The following is a 12,138-nucleotide window of genomic DNA, read 5'->3' as shown; positions in this document are numbered from 1 at the left end:
GCATAAGCTAAAACTTCTCTAAAATCTTGATTGAACTTCTTCGAACATTCAAAATAATTGCGACTCAGCATCAAGAAGACGGTATAAAGCTAGGGATACGTGAAGCGCAGTGTACGTCATTTGTACATGAGTATCGGAATGACCGATGAATGGCATATTCGCCATCGAATCCACTTCAGAGCCTTCCTTCGTGATCAGTAGCGATCATTTTGAATTACCTCTCAACGAAAAGTTACATCGAAAGAAAAATATTTAGTACAGCCCGAGCTGTTCAACTCTCATAGCAAATAAAAAAGGCGAGCATTACCCTTAATGGGCAATACACGCCGAACACAAAACGACGACGCTCATTATCTTTTACAGATAATAGCAATCGTTTCGTCTAGTTTTTTATAGAGGGAGTTCGCGAACCTCTCCTGGCCATACACCAGATTTTCCTGTTCAATTGTCAACTGCTACTATAGCACAGCATCTCCTATAGCTTCAAGTGTATTAATTGTATATTCAATCAACTGATCAATATCATCCATTTGATCCTCATTAATCCGACGATTGAAAGGAAGTTCAATCGTATTGCGATAGATGATTGGTAACCATAGTGGTGAACCATGAACAGGATGTAATTCTGTGTCATACATCGCGCTTAATGATTGACGTGGCAACATATTTCGTTCCCATATTTCGCTAATCGCTCTTTCAATTTTCTTACATTGTTCAAACGGATTATCTATAAGACAATGAAATCTCAGCATCAAACTACATGCTGGATGTGCTGTTTCGTGTTCTAATATTTCACCAGCCAAATCTTGTACAGAGCTTGACAATACAATTTCGGCTGATAGTGGAACTTGCTTTAACTCCACTTGAGCAAGCACGAAAGTAAGCGTCCATGTACGTGACATAACGGCAAGATCAAGATTATCTTTCCGATCTATAATAGATATAACGCCATCCAAATTATCTAAGTCATACAATTGATTCTCAAAAGCTATTTTCAAATTTTCAAATATCGTTGGGTCAAACATCTGTACCATCCTCTACTGTCATTTCATATTTGTATTATAACCTATTCATTCAATACCTTTTGAACTTATTTGTACTTTTAAAAAGCGATCCTGTGCAACCGATATCATATTACTATCGTAATAGATAATAGCGTTTTCAAGTTTCGACATCATTTTGTACATTTAGTAGTGAAAAATAGTTGGAAAAATGTACTCCTGCTACAAAATAACGTATACTAGATGAGATATCATTAATAATTAATGGAGCAATTACTATTAGGGGTGACACAATGGAAGACATTAAACAGGCCTATGAGCGATTAGGTCTTGAGCCATTCGCGGAGAAAGATCTGGTAGAAAAGAAATACTCTACCCTATTACGTAAAGATCGTTCTCGTTCGAAACTAACTGTAGAAGAGCAAAGTATTGATCCTGATTTTGATTTCCACAAAATAACAGAAGCCTATCGAGCTATACTAGATTACGAAACAAAGAAATATACCGATGCTTTCGAAGAGCAAGAATATGGTAAGTACAAGAAAATGGCTGGACAAGCTAAAAAATTCGATCATTTCTGGCGCTATTATAAAATACACACTTATGTTGCCATTGGTCTTGTTATTGCCCTAATATACGGTGTTGTCGCTTTCATGGATCGTCAAGAAGAGAAAAGATACCTAGCAAGCTTACCTCCCATTGATGTTCAAATGTCATTTTTAGGTAACTATTTCGATACAAGTAAAGATGATACCTTCGAGACAACTAATGCTAAACTCCTAAGTGATTTCCCAGATTTTCAAAGGGTAGTCTCGGATATCATCTATGTTCCAGAAGATCAGGCTATGCAATATGCTTATATACAAAAGGCTTTCGTCCTACTTATGACAGAGTCACCTGATCTCTACATTTTAGATGAACCAATGTTCAATTATATTACACCGCAAGGTGTACTAACCCCACTTGAAGATGTGGCATCGCTAAGCGATGTATTAGATAGTAAGTATGCCGTTACTGGAGCAATAACAGATGATGATGGTAATATTATCGAAGAGCATGTCTATGCGATAGATCTAACGGAAAGTGCACTTGGTAAAAATTTGCCAATTGCATATCCTAAATTAATTGTGGGCATTCGCGTAGATGCTCCACATCCAGAGAAAGCATTGCAATTTATTGAAACTTATGCAAAAACATTGCCTCTTTCATAATTAATACAGGAGTGTATGAATTTCATACACTCCTTTTTTGTGTGATTTTTATCATATATAGCATTTGTGAACTGGATTAAGATAGATAATATTTACAAATACATACAGGTTAACTACAACGAGAGGTTGAGTGTAATGAAGAACTTTTTTAAATTAAACACTATTTTCAAAAAAATTATGACTTTAGTAATATTTCTTACGGTATTAATCTCCTTCTCGTTAAATGCGGTTAGCTTTTTCGTGTCAGAAAAGGAACTTTCGAATGAGTATGAAAAATCACTAATGAGTAAAGCAACAGATAGTTCCGTCATTATACAAGAAAGACTCGCACGTAAAGTAAGTGAGCTAGAAGCATTGGCTAATCAACCAGGAATTCAAAGCAATAACTGGGATGAACAGCTGCCCGTACTAAATACTGAAGCAGAACGTCTGAACTATGAAGGAATTGCTATAGTCGATCTTAAAGGTCAAGCACATTATACCGACGGTGAAACAATAGATCTTAGCGATCGTTCCTATGTTCAAGAAGCATTAAAGGGGAAATCGATGATTTCAGAAGTCATTATTAGTCGTAAAACAAATGCCCCTGCTTTATTAATCGCAGTGCCTGTCATAAAGCAAGATCAAATTCAACAATTGCTATTAGCGCGAATCGATGGATATTACTTAAGTGATATCGTTGAAGATATTCGTGTGGGCGAGACAGGGTTCACTTATATTGTGAGTGACAGTGGTAAAATTCTTGCACATCAAAACAAAGATTTAGTGCTACAAGAGACTAACTATATTACATTAGCAAAAACGGATGCAACATACGACGAGTACGCTAAGCTATTAAAAGATGTCATTACTGAACACAGTGGAACTAAGAAATTTAAAGATGCTGATGGCAAAAAGATGATAGCATTCACAACGATTCCCGGAACAAATTGGGTAATGATTACTGGTGCTTTAGCTTCCGAAATAACCGATGGGCTTAACAATATATTGAAATATTCTGCAATACTTAGCTATGTATTTATCTTTATCGGAATCATTGTCGCATACCCATTCAGTCGCTCACTTGCAAAAGCAATTAAACGTGTGGAGTGGAACGGACTGCAGTTAGCAAAAGGTGACTTCACCATACCTGTCGATGAGAAATTACTATTAAGAAAAGACGAGTTAGGTAGCCTAGGTCGTTCTTTCGAAGATATGCGCACACAACTGAAGCAGATGATTGATCAACTTCGAGCGATCTCAGATCAAGTTGTTGTATCATCTGATGATATGTATTCAAGCAGTACACAAGTAGCTGAAGCAACTGATCATATCGCTAGTACAATGGAGGATATAGCTGGCAATGCTCAAGCTAGTGCAAAAGCTAGTCAACTGACAAGTACCTCTATGAATGAAACGAATGCTGGACTACATCGGATTACGTTATCAGCCAATCATGTATTTGAAGCAGCGTCAGTATCTAATAAACTTGCTGCTAATGGCACTAAGATGATGAATGGTGCAATGACCCAGATGGATAACATCTATCATTCCGTTGCACAATCTTCTGAACTTCTTGAGCAACTAGCTAAGCAAACCGAAGAAGTGCGCAGCTTCGTTGACGTCATCTCAAGTATAGCTAATGAAACCAATCTACTAGCATTAAATGCTTCGATCGAAGCGGCAAGAGCAGGTGATGAAGGTCGTGGTTTCTCTGTTATAGCACAACAAGTTCATAAACTTGCTGCTCAGTCTCAGACCTCAGCCAAGCAAGCTATTGAGATTGTGGAGCATATTACTAACAGCACTACTAAAGTAATGACTGCTATGGGGAAAGGCCAAGTTGAAGTAAATAGTGGAGTTCAAGCGATCAAAGAAGCAGAACACGCCTTCCTGAAAATTAATAACAGTATGCAAGAAATGACAGGTGATCTTGAAGAAATTAGTGCAGCTTCACAGCTACTCACTGTAGCATCTGATGAAGTAACAGGACAAATGAGCGGGATGAATCAAATGGCACAACAAACTGCAGCATCCTCTGAAAGCATTTTAGCTGCTACTGAAGAGCAAACAGCTTCCCTGCAAGAAGTAGCTAGTGGCTCGAGTGAACTACGTAATATGGCTTTGAATATGAATGAGCAAATGAAAAAATTTAAAACAAAATAACTACATCTCATAAAGGGCAGTCGCTTGGAAATTTAAAATAGCTTGGATAAAGACTAAAATCAAAAAAAAAGAAGCTGAGCAGACTTTGAATAAGTCTATTCAGCTTCTTTTCAAGTTAAATTAAGATTTTGCTTCTGGCTCTTCTGGGGTTACATTGTCTTTGTGCGCTTCAATAAAACTGTGTGCGTCGAATAAAATGGCTGCTGCCTCAGCACGAGTCAACAGATGTGATGGATCAAATTTGCCTGATTCATCCAAAGAAACGATTTTATATAATAGTGCACGTTGAATAGTTCCCTGGTAATCAACGGTAATATCCTTCTCATCTTCAATTGGAATAAACATTTTGATCGTCGGATATTGTCCTGTGAGTTCAAGAGCTTGTACTAAGTAGTGTGTGAACTGCTCCTTGGTCAACGGCTGATTAGGGTCGATATCAGCAGGGATATCGAGACCGTTGTAGTGGGCAATAATGAAATCTTGTGCATACCACGCGTCATTGGAAACCTTTTTGTAGAAACCGTCAGCAGTAGGTGCAGTTGAGAAATCGATTGCTGCGAGACTGATTTGAGTCGCTCTTACAATTAAAGAAATGCCTTGCGCGGCAGTTAATTTATCTTCTGGATTGAATGACGTATCGCTCACTCCTTTAATAATACCTAGCTGCTGTAATGCTTCAATTTGTGTTTTGCTGCTTAAACTATTAATGTCGCTAAAAGAATTAGCTGCGAAAACCTGTGTAGTTAATGATGCTGAAATCATGACCGCGACCGCTGCAATTGCTAAATGTTTCTTCATGGTGTCCACCTCTTCTGTTTGTTTTAGTATGTCTGTTCTCCTATTAGAACGACTGTATTGTGAAAAAGGTTGCAGTCATGTTAAACATCCTTATAGTTGTGGTTCTCAGATAAAGTCATTAGATAACACGGGATAACTGGTCTATGTTTTATTCCTGCATATTTACGGAATCTACATCCTTCCAATCAGCATTTGTAAGAAGTTCAGCATCCTTACCAGCAAAAGCACGTTTTGCCTCTACATCATCCATTAACTGAAATCTCATCCATGCAGTTAGATACCCTCTATGCTTGCCCCCATCATGTTCAATCGCAGTATGTGCCGCTCCTTTTGCCATTGCCATCATTACCGGAATATCAGGATTAGCGTCAGTCAATGCCTGCTGATTGGACGATGAAGGCGATATAATAAAATCACGTGTTCCACCCATTACAAAAAACGGCACTTTCAAAGCCGACGTATCATATATATCCTTCGGATCGCAATATTTCAACTGTGGGAGAGCAATTGATACAACAGTTTTAATGAGAGAACCATTTTCATAGTTAGTATGGGCATTAATGACTCCAGTGGAACCTTGAGAATGACCAGCAGCAGCAATTTGATCAGATTGAATCCTTTGATAAAACTGACTTTTGGGCAAATCGTTTTCAGCCAACATATATTCTATGGAAGCTAGAATTTCTTTCCCTGTTCCAGTAGTTTTACTATAAGTATCGATAACAACAAATCCCCAACTAGCCAAGTGGCGTAAAAGTTCGTCATATTGTTCAGGTAATGCCCCTGTTCCATTGCCCCAAGCAATTAGTGGATGCATAACATCTTGTGATTGGGGGTAATAAATTTTATACAGCTTTTCACCAAGTTCGTTCGAGATCGCTATCGTTTCAACTTCATACTCTCCTGATGAAGCATATTTTTCTTCCACGCTACCCTTCTCGAAAGTAGCTGACACTGAGTTTACGAGTAAAAAGGATACCGTAGAGAAAGCTAATATTATAATCAAAATAATGCTGAGCGATGATATAAACCATTTGGTTCTAAGTACCCTCTTAATTTGTGGCATACAATCTCCTCTCATTATAATGACTATTGTGCGATACTAATGCTAACTTATCACTTACATTGCATGACTACCTGAATGTGTTGATTATAATTTCCAAACCCTTTACCAAAAATAGTAACTCCTCCACAATTTTTCGCACTGCTATCACAACTAATTTTCAATAATAACTCCTTATCATAATCCAGATCAAGATCATCAATTGTTACGTCAGATAATTGCACGCCATCGATAAATGAGCCCTGCTCTGTCACTCGAACATGCTTCATAATGCCATGTTGAATGTTTTTGTACCACCAACTAGGGGTAAATACTCCCTTATCTTTACCGAACCGACCAGGATATGTCCAAACTCCAATATCTGTTCCATTGATACTAAATACAATATCTGAAGGTAACATTTCTGAGGAAGAACATGGCGTTTCAGAACAAACTTCCAAAGAGATTTCAATTGCTGATAATTGATCATTGGATATCATATAATTGGGGATACGATATTCAACATATCCTGAACTAAACCAAACGATACTTGCATCACTATGAATCGGATCAGCAAAATAACGTGGGTCATCACACATACCAAGCATATTCAATTCGGAGGCTAAGCCACAACTCGGTTTCACGTCATATGCAGAATACATTCCTACAGGTACCTCTACCTCATACCTTTTGCCATAATTATCTGGACCTTCCGCTGTCGTTTGTTGTGACGGTAATGTAAAATCTAAAACCATTTTTTCGATTTGTAAGAAACAACGTTTCTGCTGTCCTCTTTTACCAGCGATAAGTTCACTTCTAACGATACCTGCTGTTTCAAGCATTTGTATATGTCGCGTAACGATCGGCGGCTTAATATCTAATGCCTGCGATAATTGCTTAATATTCATCGGCGTTTGCTTCAATAATTCAATCATCTTAATTCGTGTAGGTGATGCAAAACATTCCAATATATAACTATTCTCTGTATTAACCGCTACTTCCATCTAGATTCCCCTTAAGCTCTCAATAACTTTCCACCCTATTGTATAACTGAAAAGTTAATCTTTCAATAACCTTCGAAAAGTTGACAGTGATATTTCTGTAAAATACAATGAAATAAGGCAATAAACTAAAAATTAGATTAACTTGTAAGTTAATCATAACAATAAGGAGGCAATACTATTCTACCTTTCTCGTTTCATAACCCTACACGCATCATTTTCGGTGAAGGTACTGCACAACAAGTCGGTACTGTAACAGCTACATACGGCACAAAAGTTTTACTTGTGTACGGTGGTAATAGCATTAAACAATCAGGACTATATAATCAAGTTGTCAACCAATTAACAAATGCAGGAGTGCAATATGTTGAATTAGCTGGAATTGAGCCTAATCCAAGACTTACAAGCGTATATGAAGGAATTGAACTTTGCCGTGAACATAATGTAGATTTTATACTAGCTGTTGGTGGTGGCAGTGTTATCGACGCTTCCAAAGCCATTGCAGCAGGTGTACCTTATGAAGGCGATGTATGGGATTTCTTCACGAATAAAGCTCGCATTGAATCAGCAATTCCACTTGGTACCATTCTTACATTAGCTGCAACAGGTACTGAGATGAACGGTTCTATGGTTATTAGCCATTGGGAAAGTAAATTGAAACGTGGTTCTGGTAGTCCACATGTATACCCTCGTTTCTCTATTCTAGACCCTACGCTAACATATACCGTTCCCCAACATCAAACAGTATATGGATCGATTGATATTATGTCGCATGTGTTCGAACAGTATTTCAGTCTAACACCTGATACACCACTACAAGAACGCTTCTGTGAATCAATACTACAAACCGTTATTGAAAATGTTGAAATAGCCATTGCTAATCCAAATGACTCCGCCGCAAGAGCAAATCTAATGTGGTGCAGCACGATGGCACTTAATGGCGGACAAATTTCTCTTGGTATGCGTAATGACTGGGCATCTCATGGCATCGAGCATGAGATTAGTGCTATCTATGATATTCCCCATGGCGCTGGCTTATCAATCGTCTTCCCAAATTGGATGGAATATGTATACAAAGAACGTCCAAGTCGCTTTGCTCAATATGCCACTCGTGTATGGGGCATTAGTAGTGAAGGAAAAACTGAGGATGAGCTTGCATTAGCAGGTATTCAAGCTACTCGTGACTTCTTCACAAAAATTGGCGGGGAAGCTACACTCTCTCAATTCGATATCGATGGCAGCCAATTAGAGCGTATGGCTATTGAAGCAGTACGATATGGACCTATTGGATCATTCAAGCAGTTGGAGCAAGAGGACGTACATGCAATATTAAAAAACTGCCTTTAAGCGTTAATTCAGTAAGCATACTTTGAGAGGTAGTTCAATAAGCAGCTTGCTAGGTATGACAATTTCGGATTACGAGATTCATGTTGTCTATATAACTTCTCATTTACGATAGAGGTTATATAGACAGTTACTATTAATTTTAGAGGAGGACTCAAATTAATGACTGCTAATGATACAAACAATGTTATCTTACAAAATGGTGTGCAAATGCCCTATTTAGGTCTAGGAGTATGGAAAGTTACTGATGAAGTTGCGGAGAACACTGTGCGTCAAGCTATTGAAGTTGGCTATCGTGCTATTGATACAGCTACGGCATATGGAAATGAAGCTGGCGTTGGTCGAGGAATTACTGCTAGCGGCATTGATCGTGACCAAATATTCGTTACAACAAAGATTTGGAATGGACATCAAGGTTATCATGAGGCTTTAGCAGCTTTTGATGACAGTCGAACTAAACTTAATATGGATGTCGTTGATCTTCTTCTAGTACATTGGCCAGTGAAAGGCAAGTATACCGAGACATGGAGAGCATTAGAAGAGATCTATACAAAAGGCTATGCACGTGCAATCGGAGTTAGTAATTTCCAGATTCATCATCTTGAGGATATCGCTACGAAAAGTGAAATAACACCGATGGTTAATCAAGTAGAATTCCACCCTCTTCTCACACAAGAGCCGCTTCGTCAGTATTGTTCTATGCATAATATAAAAGTAACAGCGTGGAGTCCGTTAATGCAAGGAAATCTCGACATCCCATTGTTGCAAGAGCTCGCTGCAAAACATAATAAATCTGCAGCACAAATCGTACTACGTTGGGATATTCAAAATGGTGTGATCACAATTCCGAAAACAACAACACCTGCTCGTCTCGTAGAAAATGCTAATGTGTTCGATTTTGAGCTTACAAACGATGAAATGACGCAAATTTCTGCACTCAATGAGAATAAACGTTTTGGTCCTGATCCTGATAATTTCAATTTCTAATTCATTAAAGCAGTACAGTCTTGCTGTGCTGCTTTTCTCTCAATTCAATCGTACTTCTTTCGTAAAATAATATACAGAAAACATTTTCCGCTACTTCTCAATCATTAATCCTCATTAAACTCTTTCAGTTTGCTTCTCACATTCTGTCTTCACCCTTTTCCCATATCATCTATAACAGTAACTTACTTTAGCTTCAACCGTATTTAGAGGTTGTCTACAATACTTAAAAGCTAATAATGATTGAAACTGACTGTAATCTCGACAATTTACAATAAGATTTTACATTAGTACTATACTTTTTTAAGTCTATTGACCTAAAGGAATAAAGCGAGTAAATGTCGAACTTCTTTGAAGATAATACTAATAAAATAGTTATGATGAAAGGGTGAATTCTATTGAAGCTCAAGTCTATTGCAGGAGGAAATCATGACGATATTTTAAGTAACGAACATACTAAAGTATTTCGATCTATTATTGAAAAACAAACACATCGAGCGTTCCCACATCACAATTTTATGCAGTTTGTTAAAACATTAAGCGATTATGATAAATTAATGTTAGCCATTGCATTACAATTACCATTTACAAAAAAAGATTTAAGGAAATGGCCAGATCTCTTATTTCTTAAAAAGCTAAGCACTGTTATAAAAAAAGCCTCCTCTGATATAACGACTAAACAACAACTATTGATATATATTACAAGTCTCATGATCGTAGATGCACCATCAATAGATCAACTTAACGAAGACCTAATAGAACAAATAGCTACATATGGCTATTGGAATGTATACTGGACCATTTATTATCATCCAGATCGAGAAAACAATGAAGATCTATGTATACACATATTAGAAAAAATAAATTCCCACCATGTACAAGAAGTTGCAACTCAGGAAGTTGCGGCTACCGTTAATACGATACCAACTCTTGTGCAAGATCAAAATAAATATGAAAAAAAGATAGCTGTACTAGAAGATAAAATCAGCAAAGAAATTACAACAAGACAGCAATTAGAGCTTTCAGGGGTGCAAAAAGATAAACTATATCGCCATCTTCAGCAAGAGCAGGACAAGCTAACCTTGCATGCCCAGCAGCTAAAGGAGCAGCTAAATATGTATGAAGTTAAAGTAGAAAGAATGGAAAATGTTCAACAAGAATTTTCACAAAAAAGAAAAGAAGAAGAAGAAAGATGGCTTATTGAACGAAGTCAATTGTTGTTACAGACCAAACAATACTCCGACGAGTTGAAAAAGTCTTCGCAAATACAAGATCAGTTACAAAAAGAACTAGAAGAAAGTAAAAAACAATCGAATAGTTGGCAACAAATTGCACAACAAAAGCAAGAACAAGCGGCTACAAAATTAAATGCCACTGCCGTAGCAACTACTTTGGAACAACAATTAACAGCAACGACGATTAGCCTACATCGTGAATTAGATCAATACAATGAAACTCTTATTCGTACTTTAGAACAACCTACATCAACTGGGCTTGAGCTAAGAACTCAATATCGTCAACAAATGCGAAATGTACTAGAACTTATCGAGAATATTGAAAACTATCAAATAACCCATAATCAATTTGCACAAACAATAACACAAGCAAAAGAATCACAAGCTATTCAACAACAGCAAGCTGATATTGCAACAATAACTGAGCATAACGACACTGCAACATCCATCATGCTACCAGAGAAACAAGGTGCCATGCTCTACGGTACATTCTATCGCCGAGATCATGGAGGCTATATTTCACTTGAGAATGGTGATATTTTCAATATTACAGAATCACTTGTTCAGCAACTAGAGTTACAGCATGAGGCAGAAGTACTATGTACACCTACTGCCCATCCAGGTAGACATAATCATTATACGATTGAGCTTCTATTCCAAGGCGATGATAACTTCTCACCTATTAATCAATATGACGGATTCGTACATCAGGATGAAGATTTGAAATGGTACTGTGTCGATCTCAATGATGAGGATAATCGCTTCCCTATTCATTTCAAAGATGTCGAAATTCAAAAGCCTGGTCATGGTGATCCATGTACATTCAATGTAGCAGAAGATGGGCATATCGCGCGGTTAACTCGTTTGTATCGATTACATGGTGATATGACAGATGTTCACCCTGCTCGCAAAAAATCAGATAAGCCTAGAGAAGCGATAGCTTCATCCATGCGTAATAAAGTTGAACCTTTCCTTACAGATTGCACCATCACTATTATTGGTGGTCAACGCAAATGGTTTGAAACCGTCGTAAAAGAAACGGGTGCTGAGCTAGTTCACGATGGTGGTGAACGACCAGAGCGTATCGCTTCTGATCTAAGCCGTTCACAAGCATTATTTATGATTCTGACATCAACATCGCATCGTGCAACTTGGGAAGGTATTGAAATTGCAAAAATGAATCAAGTACCTCATTTCGTCATTCAAGGCTCCAAATCGAATCTTCGTATGTTGCTATGGGAAAATCAAGAACTTATACGCAGCTCGAATCGGATGGAATAAGTTGGCTCATGTAGCAGTGAAGCGTGTTAGGGCCCGCTGCGATGACACTCATTACTCCAATCGACTTTTGTTCCGCGATTTATTGAAATAGCAAGA

9 protein-coding genes and 1 riboswitch are annotated in these 12,138 nt (G+C 37.7%); of the genes, 5 read left to right on the top strand and 4 right to left on the bottom strand.

Annotated elements, in window-relative coordinates:
- Positions 1 to 376: 376 nt before the first annotated feature.
- A riboswitch (PreQ1 riboswitch) is annotated at positions 377 to 420 on the bottom strand.
- 38 nt (positions 421 to 458) lie between these two features.
- Positions 459 to 1,025 (bottom strand): hypothetical protein, encoded by a 567-nt coding sequence (locus tag NV377_RS17230; RefSeq protein WP_258202036.1) that lies wholly within the window; start codon positions 1,023 to 1,025, stop codon positions 459 to 461.
- A gap of 269 nt (positions 1,026 to 1,294) precedes the next feature.
- Between NV377_RS17230 and NV377_RS17225 the strand changes: the two genes are divergently transcribed.
- Positions 1,295 to 2,212 carry a hypothetical protein gene (locus NV377_RS17225; RefSeq protein ID WP_258202035.1) on the top strand — a complete coding sequence of 306 codons (918 nt, stop codon included), beginning with the start codon at positions 1,295 to 1,297 and terminating at the stop codon, positions 2,210 to 2,212.
- A gap of 135 nt (positions 2,213 to 2,347) precedes the next feature.
- A complete protein-coding gene (locus tag NV377_RS17220; protein WP_258202034.1) occupies positions 2,348 to 4,357 on the top strand; it encodes a methyl-accepting chemotaxis protein in 2,010 nt (669 codons plus the stop codon).
- 120 nt (positions 4,358 to 4,477) lie between these two features.
- Here NV377_RS17220 and NV377_RS17215 read toward each other — a convergent pair whose 3' ends face one another.
- The 3 genes from NV377_RS17215 to NV377_RS17205 form a co-directional block, all read right to left on the bottom strand.
- A complete protein-coding gene (locus tag NV377_RS17215) occupies positions 4,478 to 5,155 on the bottom strand; it encodes an S-layer homology domain-containing protein (RefSeq protein WP_258202033.1) in 678 nt (225 codons plus the stop codon).
- Between the two features lie 148 nt (positions 5,156 to 5,303).
- Positions 5,304 to 6,221 (bottom strand): poly(ethylene terephthalate) hydrolase family protein, encoded by a 918-nt coding sequence (locus NV377_RS17210; RefSeq protein ID WP_258202032.1) that lies wholly within the window; start codon positions 6,219 to 6,221, stop codon positions 5,304 to 5,306.
- A 50-nt stretch (positions 6,222 to 6,271) separates the two neighbouring features.
- Positions 6,272 to 7,201, bottom strand: a complete 930-nt coding sequence (locus NV377_RS17205; protein WP_258202031.1) for an ArsR/SmtB family transcription factor — start codon at positions 7,199 to 7,201, stop codon at positions 6,272 to 6,274.
- 177 nt (positions 7,202 to 7,378) lie between these two features.
- Between NV377_RS17205 and NV377_RS17200 the strand changes: the two genes are divergently transcribed.
- The 3 genes from NV377_RS17200 (at position 7,379) to NV377_RS17190 (ending at position 12,042) form a co-directional block, all read left to right on the top strand.
- Positions 7,379 to 8,545 carry an iron-containing alcohol dehydrogenase gene (locus NV377_RS17200; RefSeq protein WP_258202288.1) on the top strand — a complete coding sequence of 389 codons (1,167 nt, stop codon included), beginning with the start codon at positions 7,379 to 7,381 and terminating at the stop codon, positions 8,543 to 8,545.
- Positions 8,546 to 8,704: 159 nt separating this feature from the next.
- Positions 8,705 to 9,529, top strand: coding sequence for an aldo/keto reductase (locus tag NV377_RS17195; RefSeq protein ID WP_258202030.1), 825 nt, complete (start codon positions 8,705 to 8,707; stop codon positions 9,527 to 9,529).
- Between the two features lie 395 nt (positions 9,530 to 9,924).
- Positions 9,925 to 12,042, top strand: a complete 2,118-nt coding sequence (locus tag NV377_RS17190; RefSeq protein WP_258202029.1) for a coiled-coil domain-containing protein — start codon at positions 9,925 to 9,927, stop codon at positions 12,040 to 12,042.
- Positions 12,043 to 12,138: the final 96 nt, after the last annotated feature.

The sequence above is a fragment of the Paenibacillus endoradicis genome (genome assembly GCF_024721975.1).
This window is presented reverse-complemented; position numbering and strand designations above follow the sequence as displayed.

What these genes read in the sequence shown, in the direction of transcription:
- NV377_RS17230 (WP_258202036.1), bottom strand. Translation starts at nt 1,025, where the DNA reads ATGTTTGACCCAACGATATTTGAAAATTTGAAAATAGCTTTTGAGAAT.
- NV377_RS17225 (WP_258202035.1), top strand. Translation starts at nt 1,295, where the DNA reads ATGGAAGACATTAAACAGGCCTATGAGCGATTAGGTCTTGAGCCATTC.
- NV377_RS17220 (WP_258202034.1), top strand. Translation starts at nt 2,348, where the DNA reads ATGAAGAACTTTTTTAAATTAAACACTATTTTCAAAAAAATTATGACT.
- NV377_RS17215 (WP_258202033.1), bottom strand. Translation starts at nt 5,155, where the DNA reads ATGAAGAAACATTTAGCAATTGCAGCGGTCGCGGTCATGATTTCAGCA.
- NV377_RS17210 (WP_258202032.1), bottom strand. Translation starts at nt 6,221, where the DNA reads ATGCCACAAATTAAGAGGGTACTTAGAACCAAATGGTTTATATCATCG.
- NV377_RS17205 (WP_258202031.1), bottom strand. Translation starts at nt 7,201, where the DNA reads ATGGAAGTAGCGGTTAATACAGAGAATAGTTATATATTGGAATGTTTT.
- NV377_RS17195 (WP_258202030.1), top strand. Translation starts at nt 8,705, where the DNA reads ATGACTGCTAATGATACAAACAATGTTATCTTACAAAATGGTGTGCAA.